At 69.4% G+C, this 20088-nt stretch carries 22 protein-coding genes and 1 riboswitch; of the genes, 10 read left to right on the top strand and 12 right to left on the bottom strand.

Features of this window, described 5'->3' with window-relative positions; all coding sequences use genetic code 11:
* Nucleotides 1–11: 11 nt before the first annotated feature.
* From VF522_RS19385 to VF522_RS19370, 4 genes are all read right to left on the bottom strand, one after another.
* Nucleotides 12–785 (bottom strand): transglutaminase-like domain-containing protein, encoded by a 774-nt coding sequence (locus tag VF522_RS19385; protein ID WP_330909952.1) that lies wholly within the window; start codon nt 783–785, stop codon nt 12–14.
* Nucleotides 786–1001: 216 nt separating this feature from the next.
* Nucleotides 1002–1361, bottom strand: a complete 360-nt coding sequence (locus VF522_RS19380; protein ID WP_330909951.1) for a DUF4148 domain-containing protein — start codon at nt 1359–1361, stop codon at nt 1002–1004.
* 178 nt (nt 1362–1539) lie between these two features.
* Nucleotides 1540–1899, bottom strand: coding sequence for a DUF4148 domain-containing protein (locus VF522_RS19375; protein ID WP_330909950.1), 360 nt, complete (start codon nt 1897–1899; stop codon nt 1540–1542).
* A gap of 116 nt (nt 1900–2015) precedes the next feature.
* Entirely contained in the window at nt 2016–2687 is a 672-nt protein-coding gene (locus VF522_RS19370) for a Crp/Fnr family transcriptional regulator (RefSeq protein ID WP_330909949.1), read from the bottom strand.
* Nucleotides 2688–2698: 11 nt separating this feature from the next.
* On the opposite strand from VF522_RS19370, the gene VF522_RS19365 reads away from it, so the two are divergent.
* Together VF522_RS19365 and VF522_RS19360 are read left to right on the top strand one after the other, a co-directional pair.
* On the top strand, nt 2699–4351 hold the full coding sequence (locus VF522_RS19365; RefSeq protein ID WP_330909948.1) for an adenylate/guanylate cyclase domain-containing protein: 1653 nt from the start codon (nt 2699–2701) through the stop codon (nt 4349–4351).
* 180 nt (nt 4352–4531) lie between these two features.
* On the top strand, nt 4532–4888 hold the full coding sequence (locus VF522_RS19360; RefSeq protein ID WP_330909947.1) for an STAS/SEC14 domain-containing protein: 357 nt from the start codon (nt 4532–4534) through the stop codon (nt 4886–4888).
* On the opposite strand, the gene VF522_RS19355 is transcribed toward VF522_RS19360, so the two are convergent.
* A complete protein-coding gene (locus tag VF522_RS19355) occupies nt 4889–7003 on the bottom strand; it encodes a xanthine dehydrogenase family protein molybdopterin-binding subunit (RefSeq protein WP_330909946.1) in 2115 nt (704 codons plus the stop codon).
* On the bottom strand, nt 7000–7470 hold the full coding sequence (locus VF522_RS19350) for a (2Fe-2S)-binding protein (RefSeq protein ID WP_330909945.1): 471 nt from the start codon (nt 7468–7470) through the stop codon (nt 7000–7002). Before VF522_RS19350 ends, VF522_RS19355 begins: the two co-directional genes overlap by 4 nt.
* A gap of 55 nt (nt 7471–7525) precedes the next feature.
* Nucleotides 7526–7636, top strand: a riboswitch (TPP riboswitch).
* Between VF522_RS19350 and VF522_RS19345 the strand changes: the two genes are divergently transcribed.
* The 4 genes from VF522_RS19345 to VF522_RS19330 all read left to right on the top strand — a co-directional run bounded on the left by VF522_RS19345 (nt 7626) and on the right by VF522_RS19330 (nt 10091).
* Entirely contained in the window at nt 7626–8738 is a 1113-nt protein-coding gene (locus VF522_RS19345; protein WP_330909944.1) for an FAD-dependent oxidoreductase, read from the top strand. (Overlaps the previous riboswitch by 11 nt.)
* Complete coding sequence (thiS, locus tag VF522_RS19340; protein ID WP_330909943.1) at nt 8735–8941, top strand: sulfur carrier protein ThiS; 207 nt, start codon at nt 8735–8737, stop codon at nt 8939–8941. Before VF522_RS19345 ends, thiS begins: the two co-directional genes overlap by 4 nt.
* Before the next feature lie 5 nt (nt 8942–8946).
* Complete coding sequence (locus VF522_RS19335; RefSeq protein ID WP_330909942.1) at nt 8947–9723, top strand: thiazole synthase; 777 nt, start codon at nt 8947–8949, stop codon at nt 9721–9723.
* A gap of 68 nt (nt 9724–9791) precedes the next feature.
* Nucleotides 9792–10091, top strand: a complete 300-nt coding sequence (locus VF522_RS19330; RefSeq protein WP_330909941.1) for a hypothetical protein — start codon at nt 9792–9794, stop codon at nt 10089–10091.
* A 90-nt stretch (nt 10092–10181) separates the two neighbouring features.
* Here the strand turns inward: VF522_RS19330 and VF522_RS19325 are convergent, their stop codons facing one another.
* From VF522_RS19325 to VF522_RS19300, 6 genes are all read right to left on the bottom strand, one after another.
* Nucleotides 10182–11072 (bottom strand): NAD(P)-dependent oxidoreductase, encoded by an 891-nt coding sequence (locus VF522_RS19325; RefSeq protein ID WP_330909940.1) that lies wholly within the window; start codon nt 11070–11072, stop codon nt 10182–10184.
* Nucleotides 11073–11286: 214 nt separating this feature from the next.
* Nucleotides 11287–12447, bottom strand: a complete 1161-nt coding sequence (hemW, locus tag VF522_RS19320; protein ID WP_330909988.1) for a radical SAM family heme chaperone HemW — start codon at nt 12445–12447, stop codon at nt 11287–11289.
* A gap of 17 nt (nt 12448–12464) precedes the next feature.
* The gene (gene rdgB / locus VF522_RS19315) at nt 12465–13067 is read right to left on the bottom strand and encodes an RdgB/HAM1 family non-canonical purine NTP pyrophosphatase (protein WP_330909939.1); all 603 of its coding nucleotides are present in this window, start codon (nt 13065–13067) and stop codon (nt 12465–12467) included.
* Nucleotides 13067–13795, bottom strand: coding sequence for a ribonuclease PH (gene rph / locus VF522_RS19310; RefSeq protein ID WP_330909938.1), 729 nt, complete (start codon nt 13793–13795; stop codon nt 13067–13069). The genes rdgB and rph overlap by 1 nt, the downstream gene beginning before the upstream one ends.
* A 104-nt stretch (nt 13796–13899) precedes the next feature.
* Nucleotides 13900–14802, bottom strand: coding sequence for a PP2C family protein-serine/threonine phosphatase (locus tag VF522_RS19305; RefSeq protein ID WP_330909937.1), 903 nt, complete (start codon nt 14800–14802; stop codon nt 13900–13902).
* Complete coding sequence (locus VF522_RS19300) at nt 14799–15806, bottom strand: serine/threonine-protein kinase (RefSeq protein ID WP_330909936.1); 1008 nt, start codon at nt 15804–15806, stop codon at nt 14799–14801. Before VF522_RS19300 ends, VF522_RS19305 begins: the two co-directional genes overlap by 4 nt.
* Before the next feature lie 77 nt (nt 15807–15883).
* Between VF522_RS19300 and VF522_RS19295 the strand changes: the two genes are divergently transcribed.
* From VF522_RS19295 to VF522_RS19280, 4 genes are all read left to right on the top strand, one after another.
* Nucleotides 15884–16804 carry a YicC/YloC family endoribonuclease gene (locus VF522_RS19295; protein ID WP_330909935.1) on the top strand — a complete coding sequence of 307 codons (921 nt, stop codon included), beginning with the start codon at nt 15884–15886 and terminating at the stop codon, nt 16802–16804.
* 22 nt (nt 16805–16826) lie between these two features.
* Complete coding sequence (gene gmk / locus VF522_RS19290) at nt 16827–17444, top strand: guanylate kinase (RefSeq protein WP_330909934.1); 618 nt, start codon at nt 16827–16829, stop codon at nt 17442–17444.
* 27 nt (nt 17445–17471) lie between these two features.
* Nucleotides 17472–17675: a DNA-directed RNA polymerase subunit omega gene (rpoZ, locus tag VF522_RS19285; protein WP_193675122.1), complete on the top strand. Its 204-nt coding sequence runs from the start codon at nt 17472–17474 to the stop codon at nt 17673–17675.
* Nucleotides 17676–17795: 120 nt separating this feature from the next.
* Nucleotides 17796–20060: a bifunctional (p)ppGpp synthetase/guanosine-3',5'-bis(diphosphate) 3'-pyrophosphohydrolase gene (locus VF522_RS19280; RefSeq protein WP_330909933.1), complete on the top strand. Its 2265-nt coding sequence runs from the start codon at nt 17796–17798 to the stop codon at nt 20058–20060.
* Nucleotides 20061–20088: the final 28 nt, after the last annotated feature.

Genomic DNA, 20088 nt, shown 5'->3' with positions numbered 1-20088 from the left:
GAAGCGCGAGCTCAGCGGGGCCGCACGCGCGGTACACGGCTGCCGGGGCCGGACCAGCGGCGGATGCGGTCTGCGGCGCGGCGCATGCCCGGCACCAGCAGGTTCCAGCGCAGGTAGCGCACGAAGACGGTGTGGCGGGCGCGGAAGCCCGGCGAAGCCATGTAGTCGTCCGCGTCGTGGAAGCAGCCCATGTCCTCGATCACCATGGGGTCGCTCTCCAGCGGCAGCGGCGACATCAGCGTGCTGTCCAGCGCGGTCCATAGCATGGGGCTCTCGACGTGCACGCCGTAGCCCCAGCTCGCGTTGGCCTCGCGCAGGGCCTGGCGGGCCGACGCCGTGTAGGCCGCGTCGAAGATGAAGGTGTCGGTGCGCAGCCATCTGCCGTCGACCCACGTCTCGACGAAGGGCCGGGAGATCGTTTCCAGGTTGTCGACCAGGCCGCGCATGATCTCGCCGCGCATCAGCACCACGCGCAGGCGCGCCGGCATGCCGGCCAGCCGCAGCAGCGCGATCATCAGCGTGGCCTTGTCCGCGCCGTCGCCCGAGCCGGTGTCCAGCACCGCGCGCGCGGTGCGCGGGCCCATCTTGAAGCTGCGCAGGTAGGTCAGGCGCTTGACGAAGCCGTAGACGGCCAGGGCCTTCTCGCGATCGCTGTGGCACAGCTGCACGAGCGAAGCCGCGCGCATCCGCAGGCGCGGGTCGCCCAGGTCCATCAGCCGCGTAGGACCGAGCCATTGGCCGGCTTGATCTTCGTCCGGCGAATGCTTGTTCTTGCTTGTTCGCACTTCGCTTCCCAACGACCGGGCCGTCGTGCGCGGCTCCGTCAGTCGAAAGTCATGCTAGCTCATCCATGGGAAAACCCCATGCCGCCGGGCGGACGAGCGGCGCATCCGGGGTGTCCGTACGGTGAAGTGTTGCGTGCCCGCCGACAAGCCGGCCGGGCTGCCCCAAAAGAAAAGCGCCGCGATGCGGCGCCCTTCCCGTCCCCTCCTGCGGAGATCTCAGTTCGATGCATCGTCCTGGCTGCGGGCGAGCTGCGTTTCACGCGCCAGCGCCGGCTTCACGCGCGCGAGGTAGGCGGAGCCGCTGTCCTCGCGGGTCATGGCGGCGACGGTGTCGCGCTCGGCCATGAATTCGGCGCGCACATCCGCGCGCGTCTTCGCGCCGCGGAACTGGGCCAGCGGGTTGTAGTCGTCGGCCTGGGTGTCGATGCCCGAGCGGCGGTGCTGCATGAGGTCCGCCATCACTTCGGCGCGCGACAGCGTCGACTTGAAGGGGAAGGGGTCGACGGTGATTTCGTCGGCATGCGCGGCGGTTCCGGCGGCGGCCAGTGCGAGGGCGAGAGCGATCTTGCGGTTCATGATGGTTCCTCGGTCAGGTTTCGGTCCCGCACGGTCGGCGGGGACTGCCGGTGGAGCGACCTCCTGAATGCAGCACCGACGGCCGCAAATCTAGGCGAGCGTTCCGCGCCCGGGGTCCTCCATTCGGGAGGGGATGGCGCCTCGGCGCCATCCCTCGCATGGAGGCACTACTGCGCGATCACTGCGCGTTGACGGGCTGGCCGGCGAGCGTCGCGGCGGGCACGGCGCCACCCTTGCGCTGCGACAGGTAGAAGGAGCCGCTGTCCTCGCCGGTGAAGGCGGCCACGGCGTCGCGCGAGCGCAGGAACTCCGTGGTGACATCGGCGCGCGTCTTCGTGCCGCGGAACTGGTGCAGCGGCTGGTAGTCGTCGGCCAGCGGGTTCACGCCGGCGGCGCGGAACTGCTGCAGCTCGGCTTGCACCTGCGCGCGCGTCGCGGTGGAGACGAAGGGCGTGTTGTCGACGGTGATGTCGTCGGCGAAGACCTGCCCGGCGGCGGCGATGGTGGCGAGGGCGATGACGAGGGCGTAGCGGTTCATGGCGAAATCTCCTGTGGTTGAACGAGGCCGGTGCGGGCTCGTGGCTGGCATCGACAGGAGGAATTCTGGAGACGGGGGCCGCCTGGCGATGTGCGCTTGCGCACCCGATTCCGCACTCAGTCGGCGTCGGGCGTGGCCATCCGTTCGAGCCGTGCGAGGTCGCGCACGAGGAGCGCGTGGCCGTCCTTCGCGAGCACGCCGGACTTCACCAGCGCGGAGAGCTCGCGCGTGATCTGCTCGCGGTAGGTGCTCACCATGCCCGCGAGTTCCACGTGCTTGGGCGCGGGATCGATGCGGGCGGTGTTGCCTTGCACGCCCTGCTCGCGCGCGAGCCGCAGCAGCTCGCGGCAGATGCGCTGCTGCACGCTGAGCGTGCTGAGATCCAGCACGCGGCCGGTGAGGCGCCGCACGAGATCGGTGAGGCGCAGCAGCACGCGCTCGTTGACCAGCCACTCCTCGCGCAGCAGCGCGCGGAAGTCCGCAGGCGGCAGCGAGGCGATCAGCGCGGGCGTGAGCGCCACCACGTCCGCCGAACGCGGGCTGCCGTCGATCGCGGAGAGCTCGCCGTAGGACGTGCCTTCGTGCAGGTCGCGGAAGCTCGTCTCGCGGCCCGCGACCGAATAGCTGGTCACGCGCACGGTGCCCGCGACGATCATGTGCAGGTCGCGGTCGTCCGCCTCGCGGGCGACAAGCCGCTGGCCCGCCTCATAATGGCGCCACGCACATTGCCGGCTGATTTCGTCCAGGCGCTGCACGGGCAGCTCCTGCAGCAGGTCGATCTTGCGCAAGCCCAGGCTGGATGGCTGATTCCCTTTCGTCGACACGTTCCCACTCGCTCCTGGTGCGCCGGCTGCGCCTCGCCTCCGGCCTGGTCCTCTTCCTCTTCGTCGCCACCCACCTGCTGAACCACGCGCTGGGGCTGGTGTCGCTGCAGGTGGCGGAACAGGGGCGCACGCTGTTCCTCGCGCTGTGGCGCAACTGGCCCGCCACGATCGCGTTCTACGGCGCCTTCCTGCTGCACGTGGCGCTGGCGTTCGTCGCCCTGTACGAGCGGCACACGCTGCGCATGCCGCCGCTGGAAGCGCTGCGCCTCGCCATCGGCCTGTTCGTCCCGGTCCTGCTGGCGGCGCACTTCACGGGCAGCCGCGTGGCTTACGAACTATACGGGGTGGAGGATTCCTATGCCCGCGTGGTGCCGGCGATCTGGGACGGCAGCGTGCTGCGCCAGCTGGTGCTGCTCACCATCGCCTGGCTGCACGGCTGCCTGGGCATCCACTTCGTGCTGCGGCACAAGGCTCGCTACCGCGAAGGGTTCCACCTGCTCTATGCGGCGATGGTGGTGGTGCCGGTGCTCGCGGCGCTCGGCCTGGTGGGCATGGCGCACGAGATCCCCCTGCGCGTCGCCGCGGGCCAGCTCACGGCCTATCCGCGTTCCGCGGCCGCCGATGGCGAGCAGCTGCGGTTCATCTCCAACTGGCTGGTGCTGCTGTTCGGCGGCGCCCTCGCCGTGGTGCTGTTGCTGCGCGCCGGCCGCGCGCAGCGCGAGCGCTGGCTGGGACGCACCATCGCCCTGGCGTATCCGGGCCGCGTCGTCGAGGTGCCGCGCGGCTGGACGGTGCTGGAGGCCAGCCGCGCCCACGGCATCCCGCACCTGTCGCTGTGCGGCGGACGGGCGCGCTGCTCCACCTGCCGCGTGCGCGTCGAGGGCGACGTGGCGAGCCTGCCGCCGCCCGGAGACGCCGAACTGCGCACGCTGCAGCGCATCCGCGCGACGCCCGACATCCGGCTCGCGTGCCAGCTGCGGCCCGAGGGCGACGTGAAGGTCACGCCGCTGCTGCGCGCGGCGTCGGCGAGCCAGCCCACGGCCGGCGCGGAGCGCGAAGTGGTGGTGCTGTTCGTGGACCTGCGGCGCTGGACCAGCCTGTCGGAACAGCATTTGCCGCACGACCTCGCCTACGTGCTGGACCAGTTCTTCGAAGTGGTCGGCGAGGCGGTGCGCTCCTGCGGCGGCGTGCCCAACCAGTTCATCGGCGACAGCGTGATGGCCTTGTTCGGCCTGGACCACGACCTGCCCACCGCCTGCGCGCAAGCGCTCGCCGCCGCCCGCGCGATCGAGACCGGCATGGAATGCCATCGCGAGCGCATGCAGCAGGAGTTCGGCGCGGCGCTGGAGTTCGGCATCGGCCTGCACGCGGGCGCGGCGGCGGTCGGAGAGGTCGGCTGGCGCGAGACGCGCACCTTCAGCGCGGTGGGGGATACGGTCAACACGGCGGCAAGGTTGCAGGAGCTTTGCAAGAGCTATGGCGTGCGGCTGGTGGTGTCGGAGCAGGTGTTGCGCGGGGCGGGGGTGGAGGCCGGCGGAGTGGCGCGGCACGAGGTGGATGTGCGCGGCCGTGTCGATCCATTGGTGGTGTATGCGGTGGGGACGCCTTCGGCTTTGCCTGCGGCTTGACGGCGGGGTTCGGCTTCGCGCTCACCCCGCCCTACGGGTTCGGGCCCCTCGGCACGGGAACCCGGCGGCAATGCAGTCGAAAGCAATACCGTGATCCGCCAGCGCTCCTGAGCACTGCGGCGGCCGGGCTTCAGGAAAATGCGAGCCCTCGCGCGCGCAGCTTGACTTATGCTTTTGCGCATGAGCCTGAGCTTCAAGGTCGAGCACAGGGAGGGCTACTCCGTGGTTCGGGTCGACGGGGACCCGTCGCTGGGCCAGTTCCTGTCCTTCCTCCACCTGATCGGGGTGGAGACGGCGGGCTGGCCGGTCAAGCGCGTGCTGCTCGACCTGCGCGACGTGCGCACCTTCGCCACCTTCACGGAACACGGCGCGGTGGGCGAGGAAGTCGCGCGGCACCTGCAGCACCTGCACCGCATCGCCTCGGTCGTCCCGCCGGACCGCATCACGCGCGCCAGCGAAAAGGCGGCGGGGCAGTCGGGCGTCGACCTCACGGTCTTCACCGAGGAAGGCGACGCGATCGGCTGGCTCACCGCCTGATCAGGCGGCCAGCGCGGCCTGCTGCACGCGGTCCCAGGTGATCGGCATCTCGCGCACGCGTACACCGACCGCATCCGCCACCGCATTGGCGATCGCCGCGGCCAGCGGGCCGTGCGTGGGCTCGCCGGCGCCCAGCGATTTTTCCTGCGGCCGGTCGATCAGCGCGATCTCCATCTGCGGGACTTCGGAAAAGCGCAGGACCGGATAGGCGCTCCAGGCGTTGCTGGCGATGCGCGTGCGGTCGAAAGCCACCGCCTCCTTCAGCGTCCAGCTCACGGTCTGGATCACGCCGCCTTCGAGCTGGTTGCGCACGCCGTCCGCATGCACCACGCGGCCCGCGTCCACCGCCAGCCAGACCTTCTTCACGCGGATGGCTTCCTGCACCTCCACGTGCGCGACCGCTGCGCACCACGCGCCGTTGTTCTTGTAGCGCGCATAGCCGATGCCCAGCCCCTCGCCTTCGCGCCGCACGCGCTCGCGCCAGCCGCACATGCGAGCGACCTTCTCCAGCACGGCGACGCCGCGCGGATCGGCGAGATGACGCAGGCGGAAATCCAGCGGGTCGGCGCCGAGTTCCGCCGCGATCTCGTCGAGGAAGGATTCGGATGCGAACACGTTGCAGTGCGCGCCCAGCGATCGCAGAGAGGACACGCGCAGCGGCATCGTCAGCAGCCGGTGGTTGACGATGCGATGGCTGTCGAAGCCGTAGCAGGGGATCGAGTTGCGTTCTGCACCCGCGCCCGTGGACACCGGCACGTTGATCGAGACCTGCCGATCGAAGCCGCGCGCCAGCAGCGGCGCGGCATGGAACACCGGCACCGCCATGCGGCCCGGGCGCATGCTGTGGCCGTTGGACCAGATCTCGTGCTCCCATGCGGTGATGCGGCCGCTGCCGTCGACGGTCGCGCGCACGTCGACCGCCATCGCGGCACCGAGCGGCGAGCAGGTGAATTCATCCTCGCGGCTCCACACCACCTGCACCGGACGTCCGGGCAGCAGGTGCGCGATCACGGCCGCATCGGCGGCGGCGTCGTCGGCGCCGTTGTGGCCGTAGCAGCCGGCGCCGGGCGCATGCGTCACCGTGATGGCCTGCGCGGGGATGCCGAGCAGCACCGCCAGGTCCTTCTGCATGGGATACACGCCCTGCGCGTGCGTCCACACCTCCAGCTTGCCGCCGTCGTAGCGGGCGATGCCGCAGGACGGGCCGATGGAGCCGTGGGCGATGAAGGGACGCGAATAGCTGGCGCTGAAGCTGCGGCCAGGCGTGGGCGCGGCGGCTTTCTTCTCGTCGACCAGGCTGGTTTCCACCGGCTGCGAGCGCAGGAAGCCGGGCATGTCGTTCGCATCCGGCAGGGTCTCGCTCTCGCGCCAGTGCGCCACGGACTTCAGCTTCTTCAGCGCGCGCAGGGCCTGGTGCTCCGTCTCGGCGACCACCGCGAGGAAGCTGCCTTCGCGCAGCACGCGCACGACGCCCGGCAGCGCCGCCACGGCAGCGGCGTCCACCTCCAGCAGCACGGCGCCCGGCGAGGGCGGCTGCGCCATGCGCGCGTAGAGCATGCCGGGCAGCTGCAGGTCGTGGATGAAGGAGGGCTCGCCCATCACCTTGCCGGGGAGGTCGAGGCGCTCGCCGGCTGCGTCGCCCTCCTCGTCGCCTGCGGCCTTGGGTGCGCCGCGGCCGCCGGCATTCACTTCCAGCAGGGCGGGCTCGGCCAGTTCCCAATAGCTGGTGCGCACCGCCGGCGCGCCGCGCACCTGGATCACGCCGTCGGCGATCTCCAGGTCGTGCGGCGAGGCTTCGAGCCGCTTCGCCGCCGCGTCGAGATAGATCGCGCGTGCCTCGGCGCACACCTGGCGCAGCGCAGCGCCCGAGTCCTGCACCGACAGGCTGCCGGAAGTGAAGCCTTCGTTGGGCGCGTGCGCCGTGCTGGCGGGGACCATCACGATGCGGGCCAAGGCCACGTCGAGTTCGCGCGCGACGATGCGCGCGAGCGCGGTGGTGATGCCCTGCCCCAGTTCGACCTTGCCGCTGCGCACTTCCACCTGGCCTTCGCGCCGGATCGCGAGCCACTGGCCCAGGCGCGGGTTCGCTTTCAGGCTGGTGGGAAGTTCGGTCATGCCCGGCCTCCTGCCGCGCGCAGCACCGCCCGCACGATGCGGTTGTGCGCTCCGCAGCGGCACAGGTGGCCATCGAGCGCCTGGCGCACCTGCGCCTCGGTCGGCTGCGGCTCGCGCGCCAGCAAGGCCGTGGCGCTGGCGAGGATGCCGGAGAGGCAATAGCCGCACTGGCCCGCCTGTTCGGCGATGAAAGCCTGCTGCAGGCGGTTCGGCTTGCCGTCGCGCGACAGGCCTTCGACCGTGACGATGTCCTTGTCCTGCGCCGACCCCACGGGCGTGTCGCAGGACGGCACCGAGGCGCCGTCCACCAGCACGTGGCAGGCGCCGCATTCGCCGGCGCCGCAACCGAAGCGGGTGGCTTTCAGTCCACAGGCGTTGCGCAGCACGTCCAGCAGCGAGGTGTTCTCGTCGGCCTGGACCTGGCGCTCCGTCCCGTTCACGCGCAGGCGGAACGTCGTCGCGGTCATGGTGTCTCCTGGAATGGCCCGCTGTCTTCCGCGGACTCTGCGGCAGTCTATACTGGGCCTTGCTCCGGGGTGCGCGCGGCACGTGGCCGCACGCTGAGATGGAAGCTCCCAAACCCGTGAACTTGATCCGGTTCGTACCGGCGTAAGAAGAGCCCATGCAGCCCCCCTCTTCCTCCCGTTTCCGACCCCGCCGCATCGGCATCGCCGGTGCCGGCCTGCTCGGGCGACTCCTCGCGCTGCAGCTGAGCCAGCGCGGGCACGAGGTCCACGTCTTCGATCCGGCACCGCATGCGGAAGCGCGCGGCGCTGCCGGCTGGACGGCCGCCGGCATGCTGAGCCCGGTGGCCGAACTCGAATGCGCCGACGAGAACGTGTTCCGGCTCGGGCTGCGCTCGATCGAGCTGTGGCCGGGAATCCTGCAGGGGCTGGGGGTGCCGGTGGAGTTCCGGTTCGATGGGAGCCTGCTGCTGGCGCATCGGGGGGACGAAGGTGCGGCGCGTCGGGTGCTGGATCTGCTGACGCACAAGATGAACGCCCTGGATTCCCGCCTTCGCGGGAATGACGGCGGTTTCGTCACCCCCGCGCAGGCGGGGGCCCAGGGCATGGCGCCGCAGGCGCTCTCCGCCGCCGACCTGCGCGGTCTCGAACCCTCCATCCGCGGCCCCGCGCACGCCTGGCTGCTCCCCCACGAAGGCCGCCTGCACACCGTGCAGGCCATGCAGGCGCTGGCCGCCGCGGCACGCGATGTGCACTGGCACTGGGGCCGCCGCGTCGACCATGCCGCCCCCGGCGTGCTGCGCACCGATGCCGGCGAGCAGCGCTTCGACCACGTGTTCGACGTACGCGGCACCGGCGCCCGTCCCGACCTGCCGGTGCGCGGCGTGCGCGGCGAGATCTTCTGGCTGCAGGCGCCCGGGCTGTCGCTGCAGCGGCCGCTGCGGCTGCTGCACCCGCGCCATCGCGTCTACCTGGTGCCGCGCGCGCCCGACCTGGTGGTGGTGGGCGCCAGCGAGATCGAGAGCGAGGACCGCTCGCCGGTCTCCCTGCGCAGCACCGTCGAACTGCTGGCCGCCGCGCACAGCGTGGTGCCGGAACTCGCCGAAGCGCGCATCGTGCACGGCGAAACCAACCTGCGCCCGGCCCTGCCCGACAACCTGCCGCACAGCGAGACGCAGGACGGGCTCACCCGCATCAACGGCCTGTTCCGCCACGGCTGGCTGATCGCACCGGCGCTCGTCGAACGGGCGCTCGAGGACCTTTCGGCATGAGCAAGCAGATCACCGTCAACGGCGAAGCCCGCACGCTGCGGGAGGAGGCCACGCTGGCCGACCTCGTGGCGGCGCTGGGCCAGGCGCCGCAATCGCTGGCCACCGCCGTCAACGGCGAGTTCGTGCCGCGCGCGGCACGCGACACCCTGCAACTGCGCGACGGCGACGCCGTCTTCACCTTCCAACCGATCACCGGGGGCTGAACACCATGGCACTGCACATCGGCGGCGTCGATCTCGAGAGCCGCTTCTTCCTCGGCACCGCCGGCTATCCTTCCCCGCAGGTGCTGAAGGAGGCGATCGCCGCTGCCGGCACGCAGGTCGTGACGCTCGCGCTCAAGCGCCAGCTCGCGGCGGCGGGCACGCCGAACGACTTCTATTCGATCATCCGCGGCAGCGGCGCGCGCCTGCTGCCCAACACCGCGGGCTGCCGCAGCGCGCGCGAAGCGGTGACGCTGGCGCAGATGGCCCGCGAGATGTTCGACACGCACTGGATCAAGCTGGAAGTGGTGGGCGACGACTACACGCTGCAGCCCGACCCCTTCGAGCTGGTGGAAGCCGCGCGCACGCTGGTCAAGGAAGGCTTCGAGGTCTTTCCCTACTGCACCGACGACCTCGTGAGCTGCCAGCGCCTGCTCGACGTGGGCTGCCGCATCCTGATGCCCTGGGGCGCGCCGATCGGCTCCGGCCAGGGCCTGCTCAATCCCACCGCGCTGCGCACGCTGCGCGCGCGCCTGCCCGGCGTGCCGCTGGTGGTGGACGCCGGCATCGGCTCGCCCAAGGATGCCGTGCAGGCAATGGAGCTGGGCTACGACGCGGTGCTGGTGAACTCCGCCGTCTCGCAGTCGCACGATCCGGTGAAGATGGCGCGCGGCTTCAAGCTGGCCGTGGAATCGGGCCGGCTCGCGTACGAGGCCGGCATCATGGCGCGGCAGGAAATGGCCGTGCCCTCCACGCCGGTGACGGGGCAACCCTTCGTGCTCTGACGTGCGCGTCGTCGATCCGTAGCGCGCGTCCGACACGCAGGCGCCGCGGCCAACGCTACCATGGCCTCATGGACGAAGACATCGAAGCGCTGAGGCGCGAAGTGCAGCACCTGATCGCGATGCACACCGCTTCGTACGTGACGCTCACCTCGCTGGTGGCGACGCATCCGCATCCCGAGCATTTCCAGCTGCACCTGATCTCGGCGCTGGAAGGCGTTCTGGGATCGGAACGGCTGGCGAAGTGGACGGACGAACAGAAGCAGATCGTGCGGCGCGTCGTGGAGACCTTCCAGAACGTGCGGCCGGCGGAGCCGATCGATCCGTTGAAGCAGGCGTTGGGGGATCGGGACCCGCGGCAGCACCCGTGAGCGCGGCGGGGTTCGGCTGCGCGCTCACCCCGCCCTACGAACTTCCACTCCGGCGTAGGGTGGGCAAGCTTGCTTGCCCACCATCCTAGGTCAAGCCTTGCCGCCCTCTCCCAGCCACCACACCGGCAACTGCGAGCAATCCGCCCCGTCCAGCCCCGTCTTCGCCGCGCGATCGAAGTTCTCCAGCGTCGCCGCGGCGAGCGGCAGCCTGCGCCCCCGGCTCTTCGCCTCCTCCAGCATCGCGCGCACGTCCTTGCGCATGGTGGCCACGTCCACCGTCACGCCGGCCGGCCTGGTGCCCGACAAGGCCTCGGCGATCATGGGGCCGCGCACCTTGAGCATGTTGGGCCCGCCGGAGGAATCCGACAGGATGTCCATCACGCGCTTCGGGTCCAGCCCGAGCGGCTGCACCAGCGACAGCGCCTCGCCCAGCGTCTGCCAGTACACCATCAGCGGCAGGTTGACCGCGAGCTTCATGGTCTCGCCCGCGCCGTGCGCACCGACGTGTTCGACGCGCTTGCACAACTGGTCGAGCAGCGGGCGCGCCCGCGCGACGTCGGCCTCGGCGCCGCCCACGAAAGCGATCAGCTTGCCTTCCTTGGCCGGGCCGACGCTGCCGCCCACGGGCGACTCGAGGTAGGCCGCCTTCACTTCGGCGGCGCGGCGCGCCATCTCCTGCTGGCGCGCGGGCGGCACGGTGCTCATCTCGAGGAACAGCTTGCCTTCGGCGCCGGACGAGAACAGGCCGTCCTGGCCGCTGTAGACCTCCTCGAGTGCCTGCTCGTTGGTGAGCAGCGTCAGCACGACGTCGCTCTGCCCCACCAGCTCGCGCGGCGTCCCCGCCCAGCCCATGCCTTCCTTCAGCAGCGGCTCCGCCTTGGCACGGGTTCGGTTCCAGACGGTGACCTGGTGGCCCAGGAAAGCGAGGCGGCGGGCAATCGCGCTGCCCATCTTGCCGGTGCCGGCGATGCCGATGCGCATGGGGTGCTCCTGAAGATCGGGAGCATGCTAACGCTGCGCCCCTGCACACGTATCGGGGTAAACCGTAGGCCGGGGTGGGACGTAGGCTGGGGTGCAACGTAGGCTGGGGTGCAACGTAGGCTGGGGTGCAACGTAGGCTGGGGTGCAACCCCAGCGATGTGCGCACGAAAGCTGGGGTTGCACCCCAGCCTACGGGAGCACGATGCGCGAACCGTTAAAGGAACAGCTCCTGCAGGTTCGACAGGAAGTCGAACCCCTGCTCCGTCGGCCTCACCCGCACGAAGTCGCGCTCCACCAGGCCCTTGGCCTGCGCTTGGCGCAGCTGCTCCTCGATCGCGCTCAGGGGCAATCCCGTGCGATCCACGAAATCCTGCAGCACGAACCCATCCCTCAGCCGCAGCGCATTGAGCATGAACTCGAACGGCAGGTCCTTGCGCGCGACCTCGTCTTCCTGCGCGATCGCGTTGCCGGCCAGCGCGTTGTCCATGTAGAGGCGCGGCTCGCGATAGCGCACCTGCCGCACCACGCGGTGCGGAAAACTGAGCTTGCCGTGAGCGCCGGCGCCGATGCCCAGGTAGTCGCCAAAGCTCCAGTAGTTGAAGTTGTGCCAGCAGCGGTGTCCCGGCTTCGCGTAGGCCGAGACTTCGTAGCGCTCCATCCCCGCGCCGGTGGTCATCTCGGTGATGCGATCCAGCATCGCGTACGCAAGGTCGTCCGGCGGCGTGACCGGCGGGAACTTCGCGAAGTAGGTGTTGGGCTCGATCGTGAGGTGGTAGATCGAAATGTGCGGCGGCACCAGCGCCAGCGCCTGCGTCACGTCCTCTTCCAGCTGCGCGAGCGTCTGCCCCGGCAGCGCGTACATCAGGTCGAGGTTGAAGGTCTCGAAGCTGGCGGCGGCTTCCTCCACGGCGGCGATCGCCTGGTTGCGGTCGTGCACGCGGCCCAGCGCGCGCAGGTGCTCGTCGCGGAAGCTCTGCACGCCCACCGACAGGCGCGTCACGCCGGCCTGGCGGAAGGCCTTGAAGCGGTCCTTCTCGAAGGTGCCGGGATTCGCCTCCAGCGTGATCTCGCAATCGGCCGTGAGCTTCAATCGCGCGCGGACGTCCGACAGCAGGCGCTCGATGCCTTGCGGGGAGAACAGGCTGGGCGTGCCGCCGCCGATGAAGATGCTGTGCACCTGGCGGCCCCACACGAGGGGCAATGCCGCTTCGAGGTCGGCGCGCAGCGCGTCGAGATAGCGCGTCTCGGGCAGCTCGTTGCGAACCATCTCATGCGAGTTGAAATCGCAGTACGGGCACTTCTTCAGGCACCACGGCAGGTGCACGTACAGCGACAGCGGCGGCAGCGCCGCCAGCTGCAGCGTGCCGGGTCGCATGTAGTGCTGGATGTCCTTCACAGCCAGCGTTCCCGGATCAGCTGCACCATCTGCTTCGCCGCCTGGCCGCGATGGCTGCTGGCGTTCTTCACTTCCGGCGGCAGTTCGGCGAAGGTCTTGCCGAAGGCGGGAATGAACATCACCGGGTCGAAGCCGAAGCCGTGGCTGCCGTGGCGCTCGCGCGCGATCTCGCCGACGGCTCGGCCCACGGCGATCAGCGGCTCGGGATCCTGCGGGGCGCGCACCGCCACGAGCGTGCTGACCAATGCGGCGCGCCGGTTCGCGACGTCCTTCATCTGCTCCAGCAAGGCGGTGACGTTGTGGTCGTCGCCCTTGGGATAGCCGAACTGCGTGGCGTAGAAGGCGGTGTCCACGCCCGGCAGGCCGCCGAAGGCATCGACGCACAGGCCGGCGTCGTCGGCGATCGCCGGCAGGCCGCTGTGCGCGGCGGCGTTGCGTGCCTTGGCCAGCGCGTTCTCGACGAAGGTGCGGTGCGGCTCCTCGGCCTCCGGGATGCCCAGCTCGCCCTGGCGCACCAGCGCGATGCCCAGCGGCGCGAACATCGCCTGCAGCTCGGCGAGCTTGCCCTTGTTGTTGGAGGCCAGGACGATGCGGTCCATCACGACGCCAGCGCCTTGCGCTGCAGCTCCACCAGTTCGCCGATGCCCTTCTCGGCCAGGCGCAGCAGTTCGTCCATCTCGGTGCGCGTGAAGGCCACGCCTTCGGCCGTGCCCTGCACTTCCACGTAGTGGCCGGCGCCCGTCATCACCACGTTCATGTCGGTGTCGCAGGCGACGTCCTCGACGTATTCCAGGTCCAACAGCGGCGTGCCGTCGACGATGCCGACCGAGATCGCGGCGACCGGGCCGGTCACCGGCGATTCCGCCAGCTTGCCCGCCTGCAGCAGCCTATTCACCGCATCCTGCGCCGCCACGAAGGCGCCGGTGATCGCCGCGGTGCGGGTGCCGCCGTCGGCCTGCAGCACGTCGCAGTCCAGCGTGATGGTGCGCTCGCCGAGCTTCTTCAGGTCGAACACGGCGCGCAGCGAGCGGCCGATCAGGCGCTGGATTTCCTGCGTGCGGCCGCTCTGCTTGCCGCGCGCGGCTTCGCGGTCGCCGCGGGTGTGCGTGGCGCGCGGCAGCATGCCGTATTCGGCCGTCACCCAGCCCTCGCCGCTGCCGCGCTTGTGCGGCGGCACCTTGTCTTCCACGGACGCGGTGCACAGCACCTTGGTGCTCCCGAACTCGATCAGGACGGAGCCCTCGGCGTGGATGGTGAAGTTGCGGGTGATGCGGACGGGGCGAAGCTGGTCGGCGGCGCGGCTGCCGCTGCGGAGGAAAGTCGTCATTTGGGAATGATAGAGAACCGGCGATGCACGTGCCGGATCAAGGTTGTCATTGCGGGCCTGACCCGCAATCCATGGGTCCCGGGTCGAGCCCGGGACGACAGGAACTAGGCCTTCTTGGCCGCCGAGCGCCGGATCGCCTCGTTGATCTCGGCGATGGACCGCTCGATCGCGGCGTCGTCGAGGTCGTCCACCAGCGTGTCGAGCACGCCGGCCTGGATGGTCGAGGCGAACACGCCGTCGGAGATGCTGTCGGTGGAGATGCCGCGGGTGGACTCGAAGGTGTCCGGGGTCTCCCACTCCATGGCGATCACGGTGACGTTGTCGGAGCCCTCGCCGCCGTTGCGCAGCGCGCTCTCGACGAGGTCCGGCACGGCTTCCGAGACCGGCTTGATCGCCAGCTCGCGCACGATGTCGTCGTCGCCCAGGCTGCCCCACAGCCCGTCGGAGCACAGCAGGATCTTGTCGCCCTGCTGCAGCTGGACCGGCCCGGTCACGTCGAACACCGGCTTGGTCGGCGAGCCGAGGCAGGTGAACAGGATGTTGCGGTTGATCCGGTCCATGCGGATCACGCCGGCGTTCTGCTGCTCGATGTACGAGTGGTCGCGCGTGCGCGTCAGCAGCTCGGGCCCGCGCACCACGTACAGGCGCGAATCGCCGCAGTGCACCCACGTCGCCGAGGAACCCTGGACGATGGCCGCCACCAGCGTGGTGCGGGGCGTGTCGAGCATGCCCTTCTCGCTGGCGTAGCGGATGATCTGGTGGTGCGCGGCCATCAGGGCCACCGAGAGGAACTCGGTCACGTCGCGCACGATCGGACGGGCTTCCTTCTGGTACAGCGCGCTGATGGTCTGCAGCGCGAGCTGGGCCGCGACTTCGCCTTCGGGGTGGCCGCCCATGCCATCGGCGAGCAGGAACAGGCCCGACTCGCGCGTGTAGCAATAGCCCATGCGGTCTTCGTTCTTTTCGCGCCCGCCCTTGCGGCTCACCTGGAAGACCGAGAATTTCATTTCGCTTTTGCCCCGCCGAAGCCCGTTTTCTTCATGCTCTTCTTGGTGTCGGTCACCATGTTGTCGAACTGGAGACGCATCTTCTCACCCACGGAGAGCTTGGTGTAACGGCGCTCCCCTTCGCGACTGAGTTCCTTCTGCAGCGCGAACACCGACTGCGGGCGGGACAGCGGATCCAGGGACATGCACCATTCGACCACCTCGATCAGGTTGTCGCTGTAAACGCCCCGCAAGCGGGAGAGCGCGAGCGACAGGCGGTCCTTTTCCAGTCGCTGGGGCGCATCGTTCGGGGGGTAACCCTGCATGCAGGCGTAGATGCAGGCGCCGATGGCGTAGATGTCCGTCCAGGGGCCCATCGACGAGTCGCGGCGGTACATCTCGGGGGCGGCGAAGCCCGGCGTGTACATCGGGCGGATGAAGTTGCCTTCCTTGGACAGCACTTCGCGCGCCGCGCCGAAGTCGATCATCACGGCGCGGTTGTCGTCGGTGATGAAGATGTTGGCCGGCTTGATGTCCAGGTGCAGCATCTTGTGCTGGTGCACGATGCGCAGCCCGCGCAGGATCTCGTCGAACAGCGACCGGATGGTCGACTCGCGGAACACCTTCTGCTTCTTCAGCTCGCGCGCGGTGATGATGAAGTCCTGCAGGGTCGCGCCCTCCAGGTAGTTCATCACCATGTAGACGGTCTCGTTCTCGCGGAAGAAGTTCAGCACGCTCACCACGGAGGAGTGCGAGATCTGCGCGAGCGAGCGGCCTTCCTCGAAGAAGCTCTTGAGGCCGAGGCGGTAGAGGGACAGTTTCTCGGGCGCCACCTGCGGCAGCAGCTCGCCCGGCGGGCGCGTGGCGAGCGAGGAAGGCAGGTATTCCTTGATGGCGACCTGCTGCCCTTCGTTGTCGACGGCGAGGTAAACGACGCCAAAGCCACCGGCGGAGAGTTTCCGCACGACCCGGTATCCCCCGATCACGGTATCCGGCGGCAAGGGCGCCGGTTTCAGCTTTGACATAATTTATGGTTGGCAGGGTGCTGTTGCCGGCCCCTGCTTGCCTGAAATCCCGTAACGAACTTCACTGACCCCTCTGCATGCCAGTTTACAGCATGACCGGTTACGCCTCGGCGCAACAAAGTCCGGGTACGGCACCGGCCGGCCACGATGGCGGCAAGACTGCAACACCCGCTCGCCTCGGACTCGAAATCCGGTCCGTCAACTCCCGGTTCCTGGACCTCTCCTTCCGCCTGGGCGAGGAATTGCGGGCCCACGAACCCGCCTTGCGCGAGCTGATAGGCGCACGCATCAAGCGGGGCAAGGTCGAAGTCCGGGCCAACGTGGAAGGCACGGCGGCCGAAGGCCTGCGCGAACCGACCATGGCGACGCTGCAGCGCCTCGGCGCACTGCAGGAGACGGTCAAGACCTGGATGCCCACGGCCCCGGCCCTGTCGGTGGCCGAGATCCTGCGGCTGGCGTCCGCCGAAAGCGCCGGCGACGTCGATTGGACCGAGCCGCTGCAGCAGGTCGCGGGCAAGGCGCTCGAGGACCTGGTGGCCGCGCGCGAACGCGAAGGCGCGCGCCTGGCCAAGATGCTCCTGGGGCACCTGGAACAATTGCGCGGGCTGGCCGACCAGGCGCGGCCGCTGGTGCCGCAGCTGGTGGAGCAGCAGCGGCAGAGATTCCTGGAGCGCTGGAAAGAGGCCATGGCGCTGTCCGAAGGCGCGGCCACGCCGGAGGCCGCGCAGGACCGGGCGCTGACCGAAGCCACCGCTTTCGCGATCCGCATCGACGTCGCCGAGGAACTGACCCGCCTCACCTCCCACGTCGAGGAGATCGCCCGGCTGATCAGGAAGGGCGGGGAGATCGGCAAGCGGCTGGACTTCCTGATCCAGGAGCTGCACCGCGAGGCCAACACGCTGGGCTCCAAGTCGGCGGCGCTGGAACTGACGCGCATCTCGGTCGACATGAAGGTCCTGATCGAACAGATGCGCGAACAGGTCCAGAACATTGAATGACGGCGGCCGCCTAAAATCCCGTATGGACTACCCCGGCAACCTCTTCGTCGTCGCCGCTCCCAGCGGCGCGGGCAAGTCCAGCCTGGTCAAGGCCCTGCGCGAGCTCGACTCGCACGTGCTGCCCTCCGTGTCGCACACCACGCGGGCGCCGCGCGGCCAGGAAAAGCACGGGCGCGAGTACTTCTTCGTCTCGGACGCGGAGTTCGACCAGATGGTGCTGGCCGACGGCTTCGTCGAGTGGGCCCACGTGCACGGCCGCCGCTACGGCACCTCCAAGAAGGCCGTCGAGGACCGCATCGCCCACGGCGCCGACGTCGTCCTCGAGATCGACTGGCAGGGCGCGCTGCAGATCAAGCGCATCTTCACCAACGCCGTCCTGATCTTCATCCTGCCTCCGAGCTGGGAGGAACTGCGCTCGCGGCTGGAGCGCCGCGGCGAGGACGCGCCGGAGGTGATCGAAACCCGGCTGGCCAATGCGGCCGCCGAACTGGCGCAGGCGAAAGAATTCGATTTCGTTATAATCAACGAGTTATTTGAGCGCGCGCTTTTCGACCTCAAAGCGATCGTGCATTCCCAGCGCCTGAAGTACCTTGCCCAGCGCCGTGCCCGCGCTGAGACCTTCCAGGCCCTCGGCATCTAAGCCCCATTCCTGCCCCGGAGAGATTTCATGGCCCGTATCACCGTCGAAGACTGCCTCGCGAAGATCCCCAACCGCTTCCAGCTGGTGCTGGCCGCGACCTACCGCGCCCGCATGCTGAGCCAGGGCCACGCGCCCAAGATCGAGAGCAAGAACAAGCCGGGCGTGACCGCCCTGCGCGAGATCGCCGAAGGCAAGATCGGCCTGGAAATGCTGAAGAAGGTGCCGGGTTAAAGCTCTGCGTCACCCGGCATCCCGGCGCAGGCCGGGATCCAGCCCCGAATAAAGCACCGCCTCGCGGTGCTTTTTCCTTGGCCCCGCCAGAACGCGTGGCCCCCGCGCTACATTAGGGGCATGAGCGCGGTGCTCCCCCCCAGCACGGGCACGGGCAAGCGGCCCAGCAGCCCCCTCCTCCCCTCACCCGCCGCGGCCAACGCCGCAGCGGCCAGCTTTGCTGCGCTGACGGCCCGGCTGGACTACCTGGACCCGGCCGAAGTCGACCTGGTCCGCAAGGCCTACCGCTTCGCCGACGAGGCCCACCTGGGGCAGATGCGGGCCAGCGGCGAGCCCTACATCACCCACCCGATCGCGGTCGCGGCGCAGTGCGCCGAGTGGAAACTCGACGCCCAGGCGCTGATGGCTGCCCTGCTGCACGACGCGATCGAGGACTGCGGCGTCAACAAGTCCGAGCTGATCGAGCGCTTCGGCGTCGCGGTGGCGGACCTCGTCGACGGCCTCACCAAGCTGGACAAGCTGCAGTTCAACACCCGCGAGGAGAACCAGGCCGAGAGCTTCCGCAAGATGCTGCTGGCGATGGCGCGCGACGTGCGCGTGATCCTGGTCAAGCTCGCGGACCGCACGCACAACATGCGCACGCTGCAGGACGTGCCGCGCGAGAAGTGGCACCGCATCGCCAGCGAGACGCTCGACATCTACGCGCCGATCGCGCACCGGCTGGGCCTGAACACCACCTACCGCGAGCTGCAGGAGCTGTCGTTCAAGTACCTGAAGCCCTGGCGCTACGCGGTGCTGTCCAAGGCGGTGTCCAAGGCGCGCAGCCGCCGCCGCGACCTGATCCAGAAGGTGCACCGCGACGTCGAGAACGCCTTCGAATCGGCGGGCATGAAGGTGCGGATCGCCGGGCGCGAGAAGACGCTCTTTTCCATCTACAAGAAGATGGACGAGAAGCACCTGTCCTTCGCGCAGGTGACCGACATCTACGGCTTCCGCGTGATCGTGCCGACGGTCACCGACAGCTACACGGCGATGGGCCTGCTGCACCAGCTGTACAAGCCGGTGCCGGGCCGCTTCAAGGACCACATCGCCATCCCCAAGATCAACGGCTACCAGTCGCTGCACACCACGCTCGTGGGGCCGTCCGGCGTGAACGTGGAATTCCAGCTGCGCACCGAGGCGATGCACCTGGTGGCGGAGTCCGGCGTGGCCGCGCACTGGCTCTACAAGGCCAGCGTGCCGCAGGACGAAGGCACCGAGCGCCTGGGCACCAAGTGGCTGCAGTCGCTGCTGGACATCCAGAACGAGACGCGCGACGCGGCGGAGTTCTGGGACCACGTCAAGATCGACCTGTTCCCCGACGCCGTCTACGTGTTCACGCCCAAGAGCCAGATCCTGGCGCTGCCGCGCGGCGCGACGGTGGTGGACTTCGCCTACGCGATCCACTCCGACGTCGGCGACCACACGGTGGCCGCGCGCATCAACGCCGCGCAGGTGCCGCTGCGCACCGAGCTGAAGAACGGCGACGTGGTGGAAGTGGTGACGGCGCCGGTGTCGACGCCGAATCCGGCGTGGCTCGGTTTCGTGCGCACCGGCCGCGCGCGCTCCAAGATCCGCCACCACCTGAAGACCCTGGCGCAGGCCGAGTCGCAACAGCTCGGCGAGAAGCTCCTCGCGCAGGCGCTGCGCGCCGAGGGCATGGACAAGCTGCCGGCGGACACGGACGCCTACCACGCGCTGTGGGACAAGCTGCTGCGCTTCACCGGCAACCGCAGCCGCGCCGAGCTGCTCACCGACCTGGGGCTGGGCAAGCGCATCGCCGGCATCGTGGCCAAGCGGCTGATGGTGCTGCTGGCCGAGATGGGCGAAAAGCCGGACGCGCTGCTGATCAGCCGCGAGCGCTTCACCGCGCACGAGAACTTGTCGCAGGGCGGCCTGACGCTCGACGGCAGCGAGAACGCCTCGGTGCAGTTCGCGAGCTGCTGCCGGCCGGTGCCCGGCGACCCGATCCTCGGCTACCTCGGTCGCGGCGAAGGCCTCGTCGTGCACACCGCCGAATGCAGCGTCGCCAAGCGCCTGCAGCACAAGGACGCCGAGCGCTTCATCGGCGTCGAATGGTCGGACGAGCCGGTGCGGCCCTTCGAGACCGGCGTGCTGGTGACGGTGGCCAACGGCAAGGGCGCGCTGGCCCGCGTGGCCGCGGCGCTGGCGCACGCGGAGGCCGACATCACGCACGTCGACATGGACGACGAGGCCAAGCAGGACGCCACGGACCTGCGATTCGTCGTCTCGGTGCGGGATCGCCCGCACCTGGAAGCGGTGCTGCGCAACCTGAAGCGGACGACCAGCGTGATGAACGCGGTGCGGATCCGGCCGGGGCAATAGCCGTCATCCCCGCGCAGGCGGGGATCCA

The organism is Ramlibacter sp., from assembly GCF_036383835.1.
Lineage (GTDB): Bacteria > Pseudomonadota > Gammaproteobacteria > Burkholderiales > Burkholderiaceae_C > Ramlibacter.
This window is presented reverse-complemented; position numbering and strand designations above follow the sequence as displayed.